The sequence below is a fragment of the Phaeobacter sp. LSS9 genome (assembly GCF_003443595.1).
GTDB lineage: Bacteria > Pseudomonadota > Alphaproteobacteria > Rhodobacterales > Rhodobacteraceae > Phaeobacter > Phaeobacter piscinae.
In genome coordinates this window covers 1,253,421-1,270,244 of record NZ_CP031956.1, presented here as the reverse complement: position 1 = coordinate 1,270,244, position 16,824 = coordinate 1,253,421, and the positions used below count along the sequence as shown (strand labels likewise).

Here is a 16,824-nt window from a genome sequence, read left to right as displayed (position 1 = left end):
ATGTTGAGATCATCTGTAAAGCCAGATTTCTCTGGCATCGCAGCTTTTCAGCAGGTTTCGCATGGGGATGTTGGATGCCTCGGTAGAGGTGTAAAGCCGAAGCCATTGTGCGGCCAGCCTAGCACCCTCGACTAGGTCGCGACCTACGCCCTGCCTCCGCGATGAGGGGGCCACACAGACAATCGAGTGAAGCGGCCACCCCATGAACTCGGAATGAGCGACCTTGGCGTAGCCAACTACCGCACTTTCCAGCGTCGCGACCAAGAGGCTGCCCTGCTGCATGTCGATCCGTCGATCACCCATAAACTCGTCAAAACCCTTGAGCGCGGGATAATCACTAATGTCACAAGGTCTGATTGTTGATGCGGTCACGTGGGCCCTCCGCAAGTGACTATCAGGCCTAAAAACACGCAATGCAACGACAGCTTCGGGCTCAAAGCCAACAATGCGCTCTGAGCCCAGACTGTTATGTCCCAGCGTCCTATCCTGTGAAACGCTGCTTCTTCTGCGTTCCCTTTGTAGGAAGGTGTTTCGCTGCCGCCTTTGGTGGCAGCTGCGATGGGTCAGTTGCTGATGGGGGACAGCAGATCCGGGTTGGTGACCAGATTGCGGACGCCGTGGGCGTGGGTTTCGTCGAAATGATTGTGCTCCAGCCAGGCGCCGACGCTGTGGATATTGACCCGGATCACCTTGGGTCGGACGCTCCAGGTGACCTGAAACGGGGAACCCTTGGTGTTGTAGCCCGGCCCGGTGGTGGAGCCTGCATAGCGCACCGGGGTGCCGGTGTTGCTGGGGATGTTCTGCGCCTGATAGAGGTTGTTGCGGACGGTCAGGCGGGTCAGCTCCTCGAAATCGGCAGCGCTGGGGTCGTTGACCAGGACATAGACCTGTGCCTCTACCCGCAGTTGCGGGTTGCCGATGGCCTCACTCAGGCAGGCGCCAAGCGTCGGGCCGGGGGTCACCTGTGCGGTGGTGTGGACGTAATGCACCTCAATCGTGTCGCCGGGCACCAGATCGCCATGGCCGCCCTCCGCCCCGATGGGGCTGTCCAGCGGGGCCAGTTCCGCCGCTGACAGGGTGCCGTCGAATTGATAGCCGCTGCCATACCCCTTGCCATCGCCATTGCCTGCGTAGGTGGTGAATTCACCGCCGCGATGTTCGGCATTCTCATGAAAGTGAATATTGCAGAGGTTCATTTGCGATGCCGGTGGTGCCTCTGCGAAGAAGCGCAGGTTATGTCCCCCGGCGTCGTCGATATCGCGGGGCGATTGCGGGCCAAAGCCTGCGCCAAAGGTGGACATGGCCAGTGCGGCGCGTTGCCTGTCCATCTCGCCATCTTTTGCTGTTTCCGATGTGTCGGCGGCGATTGCTGCACCATGGGAAAGGGTCAGGGCGGCAACGGCGGGAACGATCAAACGATATGATGGCATCATGAATCCTGTTTTGACTGAGGTCACTGGTAACGGTGGCGGCAGGCGTGGACTGGCGCGAAACCAAACAGGGGCGAGGTGATCACGTCACAATCCGCATTGCCGCCTTTGTTTCTTAGTTTGAGTGTGTGACGATAGTCTTAATCGGCCTATGGTTGCAGATCAATGCCGTGCCAGACGGCCGTGTCCGGGATCGCTGTGCCAAAGATGCAGGATGTTACGCGAGGTCTTGGATCTGGTGGGATCAGATCAGGAGCCGTCGCTGTCCTTGGCGGCTTTCAGCAGCCGGTCGGCCTTCTTGCGCACCAGAACCGAGCGCAGATCATGCATTGCCAGCAGCATCTGGTCGGTGATTTCGTCCAGTTGTGCGTCGCTGGCCTTGCTCTGGGCCCAATGAGCGGTGAGGTTCAGGTGGTCGATGGCGCGGTGGATGTCATCCATATCCCGCGCTGCCAGGGTGCGGCTGCGTTGCGCCATCCAGTCACGAATGGCGCTCAGATCCTCGGCGCTGAGGATGCGGTCACCATGCGGGCGGATCTCGCCATTGCGCAGCTTGACCACGGCGATCTGATCCATGTCCAGCCGCCGCTGGTGGTTTTCGCTGTCGACGCGGAACACAAAGGCGCCGTTGTCGCGCACGCGAAAGTAATAGTCTGGCAGGGCGGCGGGCATGTGGGGGCCTCCGGTCAGCGCAACGCGGCGCAGAAGGCCTGAATGCGGCGGCAGGCCTCGGTCAGGGTTTCATCGGCAGCGGCGTAGCTGATGCGGAAGTTTGGTGACAACCCATAGGCCGCGCCATGCACCACCGCGACATCGGCTTCTTCAAGGAGCGCCTTGGCAAAGGCCTCGTCATCGGTGATCGCAACGCCCCCGGCCGAGGTCCGCCCGATCAGCCCGGCAATCGACGGGTAGACATAGAAAGCGCCATCCGGCACCGGGCAGGCGACGCCGTCAATCTGGCTCAGCATCGAGATCACCAGATCCCGGCGGCGGCGGAACACGGCGGTATTGGGCAGAATATAATCCTGAGTGCCGTTCAGCGCCTCAACGGCTGCCCACTGACTGATGGTGCAGGGGTTGGAGGTGGACTGCGACTGGATCTTGCGCATGGCGTCAATCAGCGGCTTTGGCCCCGCCGCATAACCGATGCGCCAGCCGGTCATCGCATAGGCCTTGGAGACGCCGTTACAGGTGAGCGTGCGATCATACAGCTGCGGCTCAACCTGCGCCGGGGTGCAGAAGGTGAAATCGTCAAACACCAGATGCTCATACATGTCATCGGTCATCACCCAGACATGAGGATGGCGCAGCAAAACATCGGTCAGCGCCTTCAGCTCATTCGGGTGATACCCGGCGCCAGTGGGATTGGAGGGGGAATTGAAGATGAACCATTTGGTTTTGGGCGTAATGGCCGCCTCAAGCTGATCCGGGGTGATCTTGAACCCGGTTTCCAGTGTGGATTCCACGCAGACAGGGGTGCCGCCCGCCAGCCGCACCATATCAGGGTAGGACACCCAGTAGGGGGCAGGAATGACCACCTCGTCACCGGGGTTCAGCGTCGCCATCAGCGCATTATAGAGGATCTGTTTGCCGCCGGTGCCGACTGAAACCTGCGCGGGGGTATAGTCCAACCCATTGTCGCGGGAGAATTTATCGCAGACCGCTTGCTTCAGCTCGGCGATGCCATCGGGGGCGGTGTATTTGGTCTTGCCTGCCTGGATGGCGCGGATCGCCGCCTCCTTGATATTGTCGGGGGTGTCGAAATCTGGCTCCCCGGCGCTCAGCCCGATTACATCGCGGCCCGCAGCGCGCAATTCCCCGGCCAGCGTGGTGATCGCGATGGAGGGGGACGGTTTGACGCGGGCGAGGCTATCGGACAGGAATTGCATGGAAAGACCTCTGTTTGAATGTCATGTAGAACTGTCATAGGGTGCCGCTAACTGTCGATCAAGCGCGATCAAAGGGCAGGCAAACCGATAGGCCAACAGGAGCGGGCAAATGAGCAACGACGACATGAATTGGTATGGTCCGGAGGCCGCAACCTTTGGTGACCGTGTGGCGGCTGCGCGGGATGCTGCGGGCATGACACAGGCACAGCTGGCGCGCCGGCTGGGGATCAAAAAGGCGACGCTGGCAGGCTGGGAACAGGACCTGTCGGAGCCGCGTGCCAACAAGCTGTCGATGATGGCGGGGCTGTTGAATGTATCCATGCGCTGGCTTCTGACCGGTGAGGGCGAGGGCATGGAAGCCCCGGCAGGCGAACAGGTACCGCAGGATCTGGCAGCGGTCATGACTGAACTGCGCCAGCTGCGCGAAGAGCTGCGCGGCAATGCTGACCGGGCGGCCCGGCTGGAGAAACGTCTGCGTCTGGTGATGGAAGGCAGCGCCCAATGAGTGAGCTGCCCGCCCATCGTCTGAAGCGGTTGCAGATGCGGTCCATGCGCCGGGGGATCAAGGAGATGGACATTCTCCTGTCGGCCTATGCCGAACGGAACCTGGCTGGGATGGCCCCGGCTGAGCTGGATCTCTATGATCTGCTGTTGCAGGAAAACGATCAGGATCTCTACCAGTGGGTGACGGGTCAGGTGGCCGCCCCGGCGCAGTTCGCTGCGCTGGTTGGCGACATATCGCAAACCCATCAAAAAGAATAAAATTTCAGCTTAACGGATTTTTCGGGAATTTTCCGCATTGTGGCTCGCAGACACCATCGAGTCGGAGATGCGGATGAGTATGGAAATGCCAATCGGCCAGCAGGACACCAAGGGGTTCATGACTGGCTATCTTGAGGCGCTCGCAATGGTTGAGCGTCTTCACCGTCTGCTGCTGGACGTGATCAAGGACGAGTTTGAGCGCGTCGGCGTGCTGGAGATCAATGCGGTCCAGGCGCTGTTGCTGTTCAATATCGGCAATAATGAAGTCACGGCAGGCGAACTGAAATCACGCGGCTATTATCAGGGCAGCAACGTCAGCTACAACCTGAAGAAACTGGTCGAAATGGGCTATATGCACCACCAGCGTTGCGAGATTGATCGCCGTTCGGTCCGGGTGCGCCTGACAGAGCGCGGTCGCGAAATCCGCGATATCGTCGCGGCCCTGTTCTCGCGCCATGCCGAAGGGCTGGAAGGCAAGGATGTAATCAGCAGCGAAGGGATCGCGGATATCACAGCCTCGCTGAAGCGTGTGGAACGCTACTGGTCTGACCAGATCCGTTACATCTACTAAGCCTTTGTTTGCAGGCCTGAATGGTTTGCACCTTATCGGTCGCAACGCATATTTCGCACCGGCAGAATGCCGTATCTTTGCGATATGCCTGACCCATTTGATTTGCTGCCGGGCAGCTGATCTGACCAAGCCACACCGACGCAGACCAGGCAGAACGCCGGGGATGTGACCGGATCCGGGACCAGAAGGGCCATCAGGCTTGGCTTATGTTTTGAGTGACCACAGCGTAGCTGAAACACCACCGGGACAACCGGCTGGTGCGTTTTGGCGTGGGGTGATGTGCCCTTGCTGAGTGTGTCGGTGAGGTGCTGACTGATATCTGGCCCTAGCGGTGCATTTTAGGAGCTGAGAGTGCGATGGCAGACAGATTCGGATCATCAGGATCTGCACGGGTATCCGGCCTGATCCGCTGGTGCGCCTGTGGCCGATCGCAGCCGTGACAGCGCGGTGCATGATACCACAGGGCAGGTCGAAAGCGCGATCCGCCCTGTGGTTTCAGTGATCAGCAGCTCTAAGCAGACCAGCAGTCAGACTTACCAGCTGCCGGTGTTTTCCATGCTGGCCCAAGGCTCTGCCGGGTCCAGCGAGTCGCCGTTCTGCAGCAGCTCGATCGAGATGTTGTCGGGAGAGCGCACAAAGGCCATGTGCCCATCGCGCGGGGGGCGATTGATGGTCACACCATTGTCCATCAGATGCTGGCAGGTGGCATAGATATCATCAACACCGTAGGCCAGATGGCCAAAATGGCGGCTGTCGCTGGGCAGCGCGTCGTCGCCATCCCAATTATAAGTCAGCTCAATCGGGGTGTCCTCCTGGCCTTCGGCCGCCATGAAGATCAGCGAGAAGCGCCCCTTTTCGCTGTCATAGCGTTTGGTCTCCTTGAGGCCGAGCAATTCGTAAAAGGCCATGGATTTTTCCAGATCTTTGACGCGAACCATTGTGTGCAGATATTTCAGCGGCATAGGTGTCTTCCTCATGTCAGGACGGCTGGCCCAAGCGGCGCGGCGCCCGTGTCGTCTATCTCAGGCCCCAGACCATAATGCGTCCGCTGCCAGTGACCAGAGTGATTGCGGGACCCAAGCGCGAATTAGAATTTAAAACTTGGACTGGATGCCGAGGGAGAGAGACAATTCACGGGACTGGAAGCGGCTGTGATTGCTGTCTTTTTTGCCAGCGCGCAGGCGCAGTGTCGGGGCAAAGCCTGCGTAATCATATTCCTCAAAGAACAGGTTCACATCGGCATAGAGCGATGTGTCCTCGCGCCCGTCAGGCAGGTAGCGGGCGGGAAAGCCCGCAATAAACTGCGGATAGTCAGAGCGCCCCAGGATCAACCCGGTGCTGATTTTGGCCGGTCCCAGAGGTTTGGAAAACTGATATCCCAGTCGCAGCGTCGCGGTGCGATTGGAGGTGTTCACATGGCCCGAACGGGTGTCCCGGAGGGCGACGCTCAGATTGATCTGGTCGCCGTTCAGCAGCTTGCGATTGACCCGCGCGCCAAGGCCGAACACCTCGCCGTCCTGTGAGGGGCCGCGCGCATCCAGCCGCTGCTCTGCCATGCCATCCAGCGTCAGGCCGGTACGGGCCGAAAGCTGCCAGCTGCGCCGGGCGGTCAGTTTGACCAGATCGTAACTCTTTTCGCCGCCATACCAGGCGGTGCCAAAGCTGAGGCCAAGCGCGGCTGAGCCTTGACGCTCCTGCGGGCCAACAGCAAAGGCATGGGTCAGAGAGATCTCGCCATAGGTGGAACCAAACTCGCTGTTGCGGGGCACCGTGGTGCCGGATTGCTGCGCAAGGGTGGCGGCCTTGGCCTTGGCATCCGAGGACAGCGCCACCCGCTGCACATAGGTGCGGGCGCTCAGCGTGGTGAGGCTGGTGCTGCCTTGCTGTAAGCGGCGGCTGAGCGACATGTCGAGCACCCCCACCGTGCCCTCCAGCGCGACCGAACGCGGCCCAAAGCGGCCCAGCGTCGGCACCCCGTCGATCACCTCCAGCGTGCTGTCGGCGCCATTGTTGACGTTGTTGGAGGGCTTCAGCTCGCCGCGCAGCTGGAATGACCAGGGGTTGATGCGCCGCAGCACCTTATAGTCAGCGGCAATGCGTTTTTCGCTAATCTTATCAGGGGCGTGAACAGCGGTGCGGCGCAGCCAGACCTGGGCGAGGGTGGGGCGGGCGTCCTGCACGGCCAGTCGCGCTGCCAGCTGTGCGGCGCGGAATTTCCCGGCACTGTCCGGCGCAAAGCGGTAGGCGCGCGCGGCGGAGCGGCGCCCCGCGCCGGGCAATTTCAGCTGCGCCTGGGCGGCGGCGCGCAGATACCACGCCAGATGATCCTGCCGGTCCGCCCGCAACAGGGCGCGGGTCAGATCAAGCGTCAGCTCGGGTTTGCCGGTGCCAAGGGAATGCGCCGCCAGCAGGCGACCCTGCTCCAGGCTCAGATGCTGTTCGGGGGTCGGCTCTGCCGCAGCGGCTGGCGCCGCAGCAAGCAGCGCCAGAGTGAGGGCTGCGGCCAGGGGGTGCCGCATGGGATCAGGGAACCGGCTGATCGCAGACGGCTGAGCTGTCGGCGGTGCCGCATTGGCCCAGAACGAAGATCCCGTATTCCTCGATGCCGTCAATGCCTTCGACGTGGTTCTGGGCGAACACCGATCCGGCAACGGAGGTGGCGTCGGTCCCGGCAAAGATGCCGCCATAAGTGCCGACATTGGTGCGGGTGCTGTTGACGACCTGCGATGCGGTCCCGGTGAAGGTGCCATTGGCATCAATTGCGGTGGGGGCCAGATCCAGTGTCACCAGCGTTTGCGGCGCGCCGCCATCGACGACTGGCTCAATCTGGCGGTTGTAGATGGTGCCATTGACGATGTTGTCGCCGAAATCCGCGTTGACGAAGGCATCGCCGGTCACCTCAGCGGTCTGGGCCGGGCGCACGTCAGCGGGGGTGCCGGGGGTGACAGGCAGCAGATCGCCGCCGTCGCCTGCGATATTCATCAGGCCCACATAGGTGCCGGCATAGCTGACCACACCGCCGGAGGCCACATCACCGGTTGGGGCGGAATAGCCGCCGCGACGGCCATAGCTGGTACCAGCGAAGTAGTAGGAGAACTGACCGCCGGTGGCGACCGCTACGGCAAAGGCGCCGTCTTCGATTTCGCGGACATAGGCGGTGACGTGACGGTCAAGCGAACTGTCCTGCGCGGTGTAGGCTTCATAGCCCTGCCGGTCGAGCGCCGGGCGGCGGCGGTAGCTGGCGGAAAACGGGGTGTCATCGAGACTGAGCCCGGAGATCACCAACGTGCCCGCAGCCGCGTCATAGGCAACGCTGTCGACATCGGAGGCCAAGACTTCGGGGACAATCGGATCGGTGGTGGTGCCCCCATCGGTGCCGTCATCGGTGTCAAAGGGGTTTGTCCCCCCGCCACAGGCTGACAGAAGGGTGGCTGCCGCAAGTCCTAGCATTGCCCGCTTCATTTGTAGTGACCTCAAATTTTCTTTGTTTGCGGCAGTGTCTTGTCGTGGTTGCGGAAAGTCAATTGAATTGCCGCCACGCTCGCGCGGTTGCCGGGGGAGCGTGGCGGTTCGGTGACCTTTTTTTCGCAGGCGCGCTGGCGGGTACTGGCAGGCTGTGCTCCAGCGACGCAATAGGGCGTTAAGACGCCGTGATCCGACCGGACAGCCCTTGAGATCAGAGGCGCGGGCGGGCTAGACAGGAAGGACCTTGCGGGTGCCGCCAGCACCCCGTGCGGAGACGATCAGCGGAGACGATCACGAGGGGGAGGTCACCATGCGCCAGTACCACGAGGCCTTGCAATATATACTGGATCACGGCGAGGCGAGCAGCGACCGGACCGGCACCGGTACCCTATCCTGTTTTGGGATGCAGACCCGGTATCCGCTGGCGGATGGGTTTCCGCTTGTGACCACCAAGAAGCTGCATCTGCGCTCAATCATTCACGAACTGCTGTGGTTCCTGTCCGGCGACACCAATATCGGCTACCTCAAGGACAATGGGGTGTCGATCTGGGACGAATGGGCGGATGAGAATGGCGATCTTGGTCCAGTTTATGGCCATCAGTGGCGGCATTTCCCACGGCTGGAGCTGGCGGACGGCACGACCGGGGAGGAGCCGCTCTATCGTGCGGGCACAGTGGATCAAATCGCCAATCTGGTAGATATGATCCGCAACAGCCCCGACAGTCGCCGCCTGATTGTGACTGCCTGGAACCCTGCGGATGTGCCCGATATGGCGCTGCCACCCTGTCATACGCTGTGGCAGGTGCGGGTGCAGGGGCGGCGGATGCACCTTCAGCTGTATCAGCGGTCTGCGGATATGTTTCTGGGGGTACCTTTCAACATCGCCTCTTATGCGCTGCTGTTGAAAATGCTGGCGCATGTGACCGGGTATGAGGCGGGGGATTTCATTCACACCATCGGTGACGCGCATATCTATTCCAATCATATGGATCAGGTGAACCTGCAATTGTCACGCGAGCCGCAGCCGCTGCCGGAGCTGCGCATCAATCGCGATGTGCCGTCCATTTTTGAGTTCAAATACGAAGATTTCGACGTGCTGAATTACACCCCGGACCCGGGCATCAAGGCCCCGGTCGCGGTTTGAGAAAGGACTGAGATGATCACGCTTATTGTTGCCCGCGACCAGAATGGCGCCATTGGCAAGGACAACACGATCCCCTGGCATGCGCCGGAGGATCTGAAGTCTTTTCAGCGCGAAACGCTGGGCGGGGCATTGATCATGGGGCGCAATACCTGGGATAGCCTGCCGGTGAAGCCGTTGAAAAACCGGCTCAATTTGGTGGTGTCCTCGGATCCTGAGGCCGCCGATCTGGTCTATCCCAGCATTGAGGCGGCGCTGGCGGAGGCGCGCGCACAGGGCTATCACCGGATTTATGGCATTGGCGGGGCTGGCATTTACAAGGGCATGATGGATATGGCCGACAGGATGCTGATCACAGAGGTCGAGACTGAGGTGGCGGGCGCTGATACCTATTTCCCCAAGTTCCGAGCCGGTGAATGGGGAATCGCCAGCCAGACCCAGATCCGCAGTGAGGCTCCGGCCTGTGTGGTGGTGGAATATCTGCGCCGTTAAGGGCTGACGGGCGTTGAGGCCGCTGGGACAGCGGCCTCTGACCCGCCCAAGTTTGGGCCAGCTTCGTTTACCGTTGGGTGGTCGTTAGATCACCGGCAGCTCGGCGGGGGCGCGGGTGCTGAGCAGGCGGCCCCCTTCTGGTGTCACCACGATGTTTTCCTCATGTACCATCATCAGCCCGTCGCCGTATGACAGCGAGGGTTCCAGCGTCAGCACCATGTTTTCTTGCAGCTCGGTGGTGTCGAAGGCGGCGTGTGAGGGCTGTTCGGTCAGCTGCAACCCCAGCCCATGGCCCAGACGGCCAATATCACCGCCGCTGTCGTCCATTTCCGCAATCACGGCGGACATCGCCTGAAACAGATCGCGGCACCTGTTGCCGGGACGGGCGGCAGCCAGCCCGGCTTCGGTGGCGCGCCACAAGACGTCATAGGCGCGCCGGGCGGTGTCATCGGCCCGGCCAATGGCCCAGTTGCGGTCGAAATCGCAGTAATAGCCATCAAGCACCATGCCGCTGTCCAGCATCAGGATATCGCCTGCCGCCAGAGGCGTGGCATCAGGGGGCGAAATCACATCAGCGTAGCCGCCCGGCGCGCTGGCCCCGACCACATAGGGCACGCCATCGGCACCCTGCGCCAGCGCCTCGCGGCGAAAGGCGCGGAACACCTCGTCCAGCGGCACGCCTTCGCGGGCGAAGTCCGGCACCGCGGCAAAGGTGGCCGAGCCAATGGCGCAGATCCGGGCGAGTTTGTCGATCTCAGCTGCGGATTTCACCATTCGAAGGCCCTGCACGAGATGCGTGGCATCGTGGATATGCAGATCGGGCAGCGCGGCCATCAGCCGTTCCCAATCGCCGAGCGGCATCCTCAGATGGGTTTCATGCCCCTTCATTACGCCCAAGCTGCGAAGCGGAGACAGTGCCTCCGTGAGCAGGCTGATGCCATCATCCTGAGGGGCGGGCGCAGACCAGGTGCGGATATCGTCGATCCAGCTGCGGCGCATCAGGCTGGCGCCGATTTCGGGGATGACGGCAATCGGCTTGCCACTGGCGGGGATCAGCACGAACCACGGGCGCGTCGGGCTTTGCCAGAACAGGGTCTGAAAGCCGGTAAAATACTGCACCTCCGGTTCGCTCATCACCAAAATTGCGTCCAGACCGGCCTCCGCCATGCGGCTCTGGGCAAGCTGGGTGCGGGCGGCGTATTCGGCCTCGGGAAATCCGCGCAGGGCAGGGGCTGGTGTCATGGGGGCCTCATTGGTGGTGCGATAGTGGTGCGATTGCCTGTCGGGGCGCTGTCCCCGCAAGAGGGACCAGCGTGAAGGGGAGAAAAGCGGGCTAGAGTGTTGGCGTCAGCGCCCGGCCCGGATGGTTGAACAGCTGGCCAAAGCCATTGAGCTGATCCGCGATCCCGGCCCGGCGCAGGCAGGACCACATCAGCGCCTGATTGGAGGTGATCACCGGCTTGCCTGCGGCCTGTTCGATCTCCTCCACCACTTCCAGCGTGCGCGTGCCGCTGCAAGAGAGGAAGATCGCCTCCGCGTCCGGCTGGTCGATTTCCAGCGCGAATTCCTTCCAATAGGCGGGTTCCACCTGACCAAATTCCACACCGGTTTCCAGCTGCAGCCCCTGAATGTCGAGGATATCAAACCCTGCCGCCAGCAGATACTCGGCCTCGGCGGTGTTGATATCATCAAGGTAGGGTGTGCCCACCACGATCCGTTTTGCACCCACCTCGCGCAGGGCATCCATCACGCCGGTGACGATGGACATGGGCCGGGTATAGGGCGCGCCCTTGTGGATCTCGCGAAAGACGTTTTCCTCCCGGCAGACGATGGACCCGGAGGTGCAGCAATAGGCAATCACCGCAGGTTTCATGTCCGGTTGCAGCCGCCCGGCTGCGTCGGCCATGTGATCGATATGACGCGCCAGCGTTTCATTCGTGGTATAGTCATCCGTTCTGAGCCGGGTGATATGGACGCCGACGCCTTCGGGTGCCATGGCGAAGAGGTCCGCCTCACAGGCGAGATCCGTGGACATCAGAATGAAGCCGAGACTGGCGCGATGGGCCGTGCCCTTGCCCATCAGCGGTGTGCGGGAGCGGGACTGGATGGTTTGACCGGATCTGAACATTTGCAGAGTACGCTCCTGCGTGGGGGTGGATGAGGGGCTAGCCGCTGTGGCTCAGGGTTGCTCATGTTGATCGAGAACTTCTTTGGCGGCACGGAAACACTCAAGACCCTGCGGGACGCCGCAATAGATCGCAACCGCATGGATGATGGCGCGGATTTCTTCGCGGCTGACACCGTTGTTCAACGCGCCCCGGCAATGCAGTTCCCATTCGTGCATCTTGCCAAGGGCGCCGATCATGGCGAGGTTCATCATCGAGCGGGTCTTGGCATCAATCGTCTCATCGCCCCAGCCAAACCCCCAGCACCAGGCTGTCATGGCTTCTTGGAACGGGCGGGTAAAGTCATCGGCGGCGGCGAGGTTGTTTTCGACATACGCGGCACCAAGGGTCGCCTTGCGTTGCTCCAGACCTTTCAGGAACAGGTCTTCGTCAAAGCTGCTGGTTTGCGGCGCGGCGTCAGAGGGCGTGTTGCTCATTGGGACGGTCCTTTAAGTGTCCAATCCTTCGACGATAGCGATCTGCGCGGAGCAGGCGGCCTGTCGGTGGGTGCGGGCGGATTGATATTCGGGCGAGTGGTAGCAGGCGAGGGCGGTGGCCTTGCTGTCGAATTCGATGACGACATGGCGCTGATAGGCTGTCCCCTCCAGCGTCTCCGCCGCGCCACCCCGTGCCAGAAACCGCGCGCCATATCTGGCAAAGGCCGCAGGCGCCTGCTGTTGATAGCCCGCATAGCGATCAGGATCGGTGACTGTGACAAAGGCGATCCAATATCCTTTAGCCATTTGGCGTCTCTTCAGCTGTTGGCGCAGGGTCTTTCAGGAACCGCTGCGCAGTTTGGGCCGCGTCGGCAATATGCGCTTCAACCGCTTTGCGCGCCCTGTCCGGGTCGCGGCTGAGAATGGCATCATGGATCGCGGTCATATGGCTCATCCCTGAGGTTTCGCGGTCCTTTGCCGCGATGGTCAAGGCCCGCAACCGGCTGATCCGCCCGTTCAGGCGCTGCACGATGTCCCAGGCAATGCTGTGGCCCGCCTCCATAAAGATAAGCTGATAAAAATCAGTGGTGGCGCGCAGCAGGTTGCTCCACTCGGTATCGGCCATTGTGGCCTCCACCGTATCAAGCGCGCGGGTCAGCTTGCCAGCGAATGCCGGTCTTTGTTGCATGGCGCAGCCGGCAGCAGCGGACCCTTCCAGCTGGCGGCGCACGTCGTAGATCTGGCGGGCCTGATCCCAAGAGAGCCGCGCAACGACCGGTCCGCGATTGGGGATGATCTCGACCAGCCCCTCTGCCTCAAGATAGCGAATCGTTTCGCGCACGACGGTCCGGCTCACGCCGAGCTGATCGCAGAGCGGGCGCTCTACCAACCGTTCACCGGGCGCAAAATGTCCGTCGATAATGGCCTCGCGCATCCGGTCCTGCACAATATCTCGCAGAGTTTGCGGCGCCTTGTCGATTTTTCGGAGCGTTGTCTGAGGGCTGTCCATGACTTTCTCTTAGCAACCGACTCTGGCTGCGGCAAGTATGATTGACATATCGTATAATGGTATACCATGATACCAGAAGATTGCCGCTTAGGAGACGCTCATGCCCGCTGCCATTCGCAAAACGCTGCTTCATGTCGAAAACACATTGATCGAAGGGGGCAAGACCGCGCCAAGCCCGCTCACCATGATCGCGGCCATGACAGTGATTCAGAACCCATGGGCCGGACAGGGATTTGTCGAGGATCTGGGGCCGCAGATCCGGGACTGCGCGCCGGGCTTGGGCCTTTTGCTGACGGAGATGATTCTGGAGGCGGCAGGCGGCGGCGACCGGGTCGAAGGCTATGGGAAATCCGCGATTGTCGGCCTCAATGGTGAGGTCGAACACGCCTCGGCGCTGATCCACACGCTGCAATTCGGCAACCATTATCGCAACGCGGTGGGGGCGAAATCCTACCTGTCATTCTGCAACACCCGCGGACCTGCCAATGCGCCGTTGATGATTCCGCTGATGGACAAGAACGACGGGGGCAAGCGATCCCACTACCTGACGATCCAGACGTCTGTCGCGGATGCGCCAGCCGCTGATGAGATCCTGATTGCGCTGGGAGCCTCTATCGGGGGCCGTCCGCACCACCGAATCGGCGACCGCTATCAGGATTTGAAAGAGCTTGGCCATGACGTCGACAATCCTGCAGCTGTCTGAGGCTGGACGCAGGGTCGCCCTGCGGGATACGGGGGCGGGCGCGCCGCTGGTCCTGTTGCATGGCGTCGGTATGCAATCCGCCGCCTGGGGGCCGCAGATTGCGGATCTGAGCCGGAGCCACCGGGTCATCGCGCTGGATCTCCCCGGACATGGCGGCAGTGATCCGCTGCCTATAGGGAGTGAGCTGCCGGATTTTGTCGCTTGGCTGAAGGCAGTGGTGCAGGCGCTGGATCTCGGTTCTGTCAGTTTGGCAGGACATTCAATGGGGGCGTTAATCGCGACTGGTTTTGCTGTAGAGCACCCTGCAATGACCCGCCGGGTGGCACTGCTGAATGGGGTCTACCGACGCACGCCGCAGGCACGGGCGGCTGTGCTCGCCCGTGCTGCCGAAATCGGGGCTGGTCAGCTGGATCTGGCAACGCCGTTGGCACGCTGGTTTGGTGAGACACCTGCTGACATCAGCGCCCGCGACCGGGTTGCGGGCTGGCTGGGGACGGTTGATCCAGCAGGCTATGCCACCGCCTACGGCGCTTTTGCGCGGGGGGATGCGACCTATGCCCACCGTCTGAGAGAGATCGCCTGCCCCTTCCTCGCCGTCACCGGCGATGGTGATCCCAATTCCACCCCGGCCATGGCGCAGGAGATGGCCGCGCAGGCGCAGCACGGACGCGCCATCGTCATCACCGGCCATCGCCATATGGTGAATCTGACAGCGCCTGATGTGATCACCGCTCATCTGCGCGACTGGCTGGCAACCGCCCCTGAGGAGACATATCATGACATCGCTTGATCCGCGCGCCTTGCGCCATGCCTTTGGCAGTTTCATGACCGGTGTAACGGTTGTGACCTCCCATGATCAAAGCGGCCAGCCGATTGGCTTTACTGCCAACTCTTTTACCTCCGTCTCGCTTGATCCGCCGCTGGTGCTGGTGTGCTTGGCCAACCAGTCGCGCAACTATGATGCGCTGGTCAACGGCGACGGGTTTGCCGTCAATGTGCTGGCGGAAACTCAGACGGAGATATCCAACACCTTTGCCCGATCGGCCGAAGATCGCTTTGCCGGAGTCAACTGGCACAAGGGGCCAGCGGGATCACCGCTGATCGACGGGGTGTCTGCTTGGTTCGATTGCAGCCTGCACAAGACGGTTGAGGCGGGCGATCATGTGATCCTGATTGGTGAGGTGAAAGCCTTTGACGTCAGCCCGCATCCGGGGCTGGGTTATGCGCGCGGCGCCTATGTCACGGCCGCGACCACTGCAGAACCTGCCGGAACCGGGCCTGATCTCGTGGTCTCCGCCCTGATCGAACGCAACGGAGAGGTGCTGCTGGTCGATGATGGGCAAGGTGGCGCGACGCTGCCAGAGGCGCTGGCTGGTCCCGATGGGGCCGCTGCCACGGTGCGCCAGTTGATTGCCGATACCGGGCTCACGGCTGAGCCGGGCTTTGTCTATTCGGTGTTTGAGGATGTCGCGCGCAAACGCCAGCATATCGCCTTTCTCTGTCAGGCAGGGGCAGGTGCGCCGACGCGCGGAACCTTTGTGCCGCTGGCGCAGGACGGGGCGGCTGAAGCAGGTCTTGAGGACATCAGCGATCCGTCGATCCTGACCATGCTGGAGCGGTTCGCCCGCGAGGCAGCATTGGGGGATTTCGGGATCTATTCCGGCAATCAACGCAGCGGCGAAATCCGCCAGATCGCATAACGATAGGTGATACATGCGCTTTTCTCTTTTTGTTCATATGGAACGGACCTCGGCGGACCAGGATCAACAGCGGCTCTATGATGAGTTCGTCGCCTTGGCCAAGATTGCCGATGAGGGCGGTATGCACGCAGTCTGGACCGGAGAGCATCACGGGATGGATTTCACCATCGCGCCGAACCCGTTTCTGAACCTTGTCGATCTGGCCCGCCAGACCCGAAATGTGCGGTTGGGAACCGGCACGATCATCGCGCCGTTCTGGCATCCAATCCGGCTCGCGGGGGAGGCGGCGATGACCGATCTGATCACCGAGGGGCGGTTGGAGCTTGGCATTGCGCGCGGCGCCTATATTTACGAATACGAACGGATGGTGCCGGGTATGGATGCCTGGGACGCAGGCCAGCGAATGCGGGAGCTGATCCCGGCGATCCAGGGGTTGTGGCGGGGCGACTACGCACAAGAGGACACCTATCATTCCTTCCCGGCCACGACATCCTCACCCAAGCCGCGACAGGAAAACGGCCCCCCGATCTGGGTCGCAGCACGCGACCCCAACAGCCATGAATTTGCCATCGCCAATGGCTGCCATGTGCAGGTGACGCCCTTGTGGCAAGGGGATGAGGAGATCACCCGGCTGATTGAGACGTTCAACGACGCCTGCGCCAAATACCCTGACCTGCAGCGCCCGGATATCATGCTGTTGAACCACACCTATATTGCTGCAGATGCCGCCGATGTGCAGCAGGCGGCGGAAGAAATCAACCGGTTTTATTGCTACTTCGGCGCCTGGTTCAAGAACGAGCGCCCGGTGTCGCAGGGGCTGATCGCGCCGTTGAGCGAGGCGGAAATCGCGGCCCATCCGTTCTATTCGCCGGAGGCGATGCTGCGTGACAATGTGATCGCCACCGCCGAAGATGCGATTGCCCGGATCCGGGGCTATGAGGCGCTGGGGTATGATGAATACAGTTTCTGGATCGACAGCGGGATGAGCTTTGAGCGTAAGAAAGCTTCGCTTGAGCGGTTCATCCGCGATGTTATGCCAGCCTTTGCCTGAAGGGGATCA

The 16,824-nt window shown here is 61.5% G+C and carries 21 protein-coding genes; 9 read left to right on the top strand and 12 right to left on the bottom strand.

Features of this window, described 5'->3' with window-relative positions:
- Positions 1 to 9: 9 nt before the first annotated feature.
- The 4 genes from D1820_RS06100 to D1820_RS06085 all read right to left on the bottom strand — a co-directional run bounded on the left by D1820_RS06100 (position 10) and on the right by D1820_RS06085 (position 3,319).
- Positions 10 to 372 (bottom strand): GNAT family N-acetyltransferase, encoded by a 363-nt coding sequence (locus D1820_RS06100; protein WP_162894076.1) that lies wholly within the window; start codon positions 370 to 372, stop codon positions 10 to 12.
- Between the two features lie 191 nt (positions 373 to 563).
- Complete coding sequence (locus tag D1820_RS06095) at positions 564 to 1,430, bottom strand: delta-class carbonic anhydrase (RefSeq protein WP_118070062.1); 867 nt, start codon at positions 1,428 to 1,430, stop codon at positions 564 to 566.
- A 249-nt stretch (positions 1,431 to 1,679) separates the two neighbouring features.
- Positions 1,680 to 2,102 carry a hypothetical protein gene (locus tag D1820_RS06090; protein WP_118068224.1) on the bottom strand — a complete coding sequence of 141 codons (423 nt, stop codon included), beginning with the start codon at positions 2,100 to 2,102 and terminating at the stop codon, positions 1,680 to 1,682.
- A gap of 14 nt (positions 2,103 to 2,116) precedes the next feature.
- Complete coding sequence (locus D1820_RS06085) at positions 2,117 to 3,319, bottom strand: pyridoxal phosphate-dependent aminotransferase (RefSeq protein WP_118068223.1); 1,203 nt, start codon at positions 3,317 to 3,319, stop codon at positions 2,117 to 2,119.
- 109 nt (positions 3,320 to 3,428) lie between these two features.
- On the opposite strand from D1820_RS06085, the gene D1820_RS06080 reads away from it, so the two are divergent.
- The 3 genes from D1820_RS06080 (at position 3,429) to D1820_RS06070 (ending at position 4,652) form a co-directional block, all read left to right on the top strand.
- Positions 3,429 to 3,824, top strand: coding sequence for a helix-turn-helix domain-containing protein (locus D1820_RS06080; RefSeq protein ID WP_024096736.1), 396 nt, complete (start codon positions 3,429 to 3,431; stop codon positions 3,822 to 3,824).
- Positions 3,821 to 4,081 (top strand): succinate dehydrogenase assembly factor 2, encoded by a 261-nt coding sequence (locus tag D1820_RS06075; RefSeq protein WP_118068222.1) that lies wholly within the window; start codon positions 3,821 to 3,823, stop codon positions 4,079 to 4,081. The genes D1820_RS06080 and D1820_RS06075 overlap by 4 nt, the downstream gene beginning before the upstream one ends.
- 73 nt (positions 4,082 to 4,154) lie before the next feature.
- On the top strand, positions 4,155 to 4,652 hold the full coding sequence (locus tag D1820_RS06070) for a MarR family winged helix-turn-helix transcriptional regulator (protein ID WP_175304819.1): 498 nt from the start codon (positions 4,155 to 4,157) through the stop codon (positions 4,650 to 4,652).
- A gap of 533 nt (positions 4,653 to 5,185) precedes the next feature.
- Here D1820_RS06070 and D1820_RS06065 read toward each other — a convergent pair.
- The 3 genes from D1820_RS06065 to D1820_RS06055 form a co-directional block, all read right to left on the bottom strand.
- The gene (locus D1820_RS06065; protein WP_096706279.1) at positions 5,186 to 5,614 is read right to left on the bottom strand and encodes a VOC family protein; all 429 of its coding nucleotides are present in this window, start codon (positions 5,612 to 5,614) and stop codon (positions 5,186 to 5,188) included.
- 132 nt (positions 5,615 to 5,746) lie between these two features.
- Positions 5,747 to 7,171 carry a hypothetical protein gene (locus tag D1820_RS06060; protein ID WP_118068221.1) on the bottom strand — a complete coding sequence of 475 codons (1,425 nt, stop codon included), beginning with the start codon at positions 7,169 to 7,171 and terminating at the stop codon, positions 5,747 to 5,749.
- Between the two features lie 4 nt (positions 7,172 to 7,175).
- Positions 7,176 to 8,114, bottom strand: coding sequence for a thymidylate synthase (locus D1820_RS06055; RefSeq protein ID WP_118068220.1), 939 nt, complete (start codon positions 8,112 to 8,114; stop codon positions 7,176 to 7,178).
- Between the two features lie 313 nt (positions 8,115 to 8,427).
- Here D1820_RS06055 and D1820_RS06050 point away from each other — a divergent pair, with 313 nt between their 5' ends.
- Positions 8,428 to 9,261, top strand: a complete 834-nt coding sequence (locus D1820_RS06050; RefSeq protein ID WP_118068219.1) for a thymidylate synthase — start codon at positions 8,428 to 8,430, stop codon at positions 9,259 to 9,261.
- A gap of 12 nt (positions 9,262 to 9,273) precedes the next feature.
- Positions 9,274 to 9,750: a dihydrofolate reductase gene (locus D1820_RS06045; RefSeq protein WP_096871699.1), complete on the top strand. Its 477-nt coding sequence runs from the start codon at positions 9,274 to 9,276 to the stop codon at positions 9,748 to 9,750.
- A gap of 84 nt (positions 9,751 to 9,834) precedes the next feature.
- Here D1820_RS06045 and D1820_RS06040 read toward each other — a convergent pair whose 3' ends face one another.
- The 5 genes from D1820_RS06040 to D1820_RS06020 all read right to left on the bottom strand — a co-directional run bounded on the left by D1820_RS06040 (position 9,835) and on the right by D1820_RS06020 (position 13,361).
- Complete coding sequence (locus D1820_RS06040) at positions 9,835 to 10,992, bottom strand: Xaa-Pro peptidase family protein (protein ID WP_118068218.1); 1,158 nt, start codon at positions 10,990 to 10,992, stop codon at positions 9,835 to 9,837.
- Positions 10,993 to 11,083: 91 nt separating this feature from the next.
- Positions 11,084 to 11,878 carry an aspartate/glutamate racemase family protein gene (locus D1820_RS06035; protein ID WP_118068217.1) on the bottom strand — a complete coding sequence of 265 codons (795 nt, stop codon included), beginning with the start codon at positions 11,876 to 11,878 and terminating at the stop codon, positions 11,084 to 11,086.
- A gap of 51 nt (positions 11,879 to 11,929) precedes the next feature.
- The gene (locus D1820_RS06030) at positions 11,930 to 12,352 is read right to left on the bottom strand and encodes a carboxymuconolactone decarboxylase family protein (RefSeq protein WP_118068216.1); all 423 of its coding nucleotides are present in this window, start codon (positions 12,350 to 12,352) and stop codon (positions 11,930 to 11,932) included.
- A 12-nt stretch (positions 12,353 to 12,364) separates the two neighbouring features.
- Positions 12,365 to 12,658 carry a DUF1330 domain-containing protein gene (locus D1820_RS06025; RefSeq protein ID WP_096789392.1) on the bottom strand — a complete coding sequence of 98 codons (294 nt, stop codon included), beginning with the start codon at positions 12,656 to 12,658 and terminating at the stop codon, positions 12,365 to 12,367.
- Positions 12,651 to 13,361 carry a GntR family transcriptional regulator gene (locus D1820_RS06020; RefSeq protein ID WP_118068215.1) on the bottom strand — a complete coding sequence of 237 codons (711 nt, stop codon included), beginning with the start codon at positions 13,359 to 13,361 and terminating at the stop codon, positions 12,651 to 12,653. The genes D1820_RS06025 and D1820_RS06020 overlap by 8 nt, the downstream gene beginning before the upstream one ends.
- A gap of 100 nt (positions 13,362 to 13,461) precedes the next feature.
- Here D1820_RS06020 and D1820_RS06015 point away from each other — a divergent pair, with 100 nt between their 5' ends.
- From D1820_RS06015 to D1820_RS06000, 4 genes are read left to right on the top strand one after another with little or no spacing between them, the layout of a single operon-like run.
- Entirely contained in the window at positions 13,462 to 14,064 is a 603-nt protein-coding gene (locus D1820_RS06015; protein WP_118068214.1) for an amino acid synthesis family protein, read from the top strand.
- Positions 14,036 to 14,854, top strand: coding sequence for an alpha/beta fold hydrolase (locus tag D1820_RS06010; RefSeq protein WP_118068213.1), 819 nt, complete (start codon positions 14,036 to 14,038; stop codon positions 14,852 to 14,854). Before D1820_RS06015 ends, D1820_RS06010 begins: the two co-directional genes overlap by 29 nt.
- Positions 14,841 to 15,764 (top strand): flavin reductase, encoded by a 924-nt coding sequence (locus D1820_RS06005; RefSeq protein ID WP_118068212.1) that lies wholly within the window; start codon positions 14,841 to 14,843, stop codon positions 15,762 to 15,764. Before D1820_RS06010 ends, D1820_RS06005 begins: the two co-directional genes overlap by 14 nt.
- Before the next feature lie 13 nt (positions 15,765 to 15,777).
- Positions 15,778 to 16,815, top strand: coding sequence for an LLM class flavin-dependent oxidoreductase (locus D1820_RS06000; RefSeq protein WP_118068211.1), 1,038 nt, complete (start codon positions 15,778 to 15,780; stop codon positions 16,813 to 16,815).
- Positions 16,816 to 16,824: the final 9 nt, after the last annotated feature.

What these genes read in the sequence shown, in the direction of transcription:
- D1820_RS06090 (WP_118068224.1), bottom strand. Translation starts at nt 2,102, where the DNA reads ATGCCCGCCGCCCTGCCAGACTATTACTTTCGCGTGCGCGACAACGGC.
- D1820_RS06065 (WP_096706279.1), bottom strand. Translation starts at nt 5,614, where the DNA reads ATGCCGCTGAAATATCTGCACACAATGGTTCGCGTCAAAGATCTGGAA.
- D1820_RS06015 (WP_118068214.1), top strand. Translation starts at nt 13,462, where the DNA reads ATGCCCGCTGCCATTCGCAAAACGCTGCTTCATGTCGAAAACACATTG.
- D1820_RS06025 (WP_096789392.1), bottom strand. Translation starts at nt 12,658, where the DNA reads ATGGCTAAAGGATATTGGATCGCCTTTGTCACAGTCACCGATCCTGAT.
- D1820_RS06055 (WP_118068220.1), bottom strand. Translation starts at nt 8,114, where the DNA reads ATGAAGCGGGCAATGCTAGGACTTGCGGCAGCCACCCTTCTGTCAGCC.
- D1820_RS06030 (WP_118068216.1), bottom strand. Translation starts at nt 12,352, where the DNA reads ATGAGCAACACGCCCTCTGACGCCGCGCCGCAAACCAGCAGCTTTGAC.
- D1820_RS06075 (WP_118068222.1), top strand. Translation starts at nt 3,821, where the DNA reads ATGAGTGAGCTGCCCGCCCATCGTCTGAAGCGGTTGCAGATGCGGTCC.
- D1820_RS06080 (WP_024096736.1), top strand. Translation starts at nt 3,429, where the DNA reads ATGAGCAACGACGACATGAATTGGTATGGTCCGGAGGCCGCAACCTTT.
- D1820_RS06095 (WP_118070062.1), bottom strand. Translation starts at nt 1,430, where the DNA reads ATGCCATCATATCGTTTGATCGTTCCCGCCGTTGCCGCCCTGACCCTT.
- D1820_RS06085 (WP_118068223.1), bottom strand. Translation starts at nt 3,319, where the DNA reads ATGCAATTCCTGTCCGATAGCCTCGCCCGCGTCAAACCGTCCCCCTCC.
- D1820_RS06010 (WP_118068213.1), top strand. Translation starts at nt 14,036, where the DNA reads ATGACGTCGACAATCCTGCAGCTGTCTGAGGCTGGACGCAGGGTCGCC.
- D1820_RS06020 (WP_118068215.1), bottom strand. Translation starts at nt 13,361, where the DNA reads ATGGACAGCCCTCAGACAACGCTCCGAAAAATCGACAAGGCGCCGCAA.
- D1820_RS06045 (WP_096871699.1), top strand. Translation starts at nt 9,274, where the DNA reads ATGATCACGCTTATTGTTGCCCGCGACCAGAATGGCGCCATTGGCAAG.
- D1820_RS06060 (WP_118068221.1), bottom strand. Translation starts at nt 7,171, where the DNA reads ATGCGGCACCCCCTGGCCGCAGCCCTCACTCTGGCGCTGCTTGCTGCG.
- D1820_RS06005 (WP_118068212.1), top strand. Translation starts at nt 14,841, where the DNA reads ATGACATCGCTTGATCCGCGCGCCTTGCGCCATGCCTTTGGCAGTTTC.
- D1820_RS06035 (WP_118068217.1), bottom strand. Translation starts at nt 11,878, where the DNA reads ATGTTCAGATCCGGTCAAACCATCCAGTCCCGCTCCCGCACACCGCTG.
- D1820_RS06050 (WP_118068219.1), top strand. Translation starts at nt 8,428, where the DNA reads ATGCGCCAGTACCACGAGGCCTTGCAATATATACTGGATCACGGCGAG.
- D1820_RS06040 (WP_118068218.1), bottom strand. Translation starts at nt 10,992, where the DNA reads ATGACACCAGCCCCTGCCCTGCGCGGATTTCCCGAGGCCGAATACGCC.
- D1820_RS06000 (WP_118068211.1), top strand. Translation starts at nt 15,778, where the DNA reads ATGCGCTTTTCTCTTTTTGTTCATATGGAACGGACCTCGGCGGACCAG.
- D1820_RS06070 (WP_175304819.1), top strand. Translation starts at nt 4,155, where the DNA reads ATGAGTATGGAAATGCCAATCGGCCAGCAGGACACCAAGGGGTTCATG.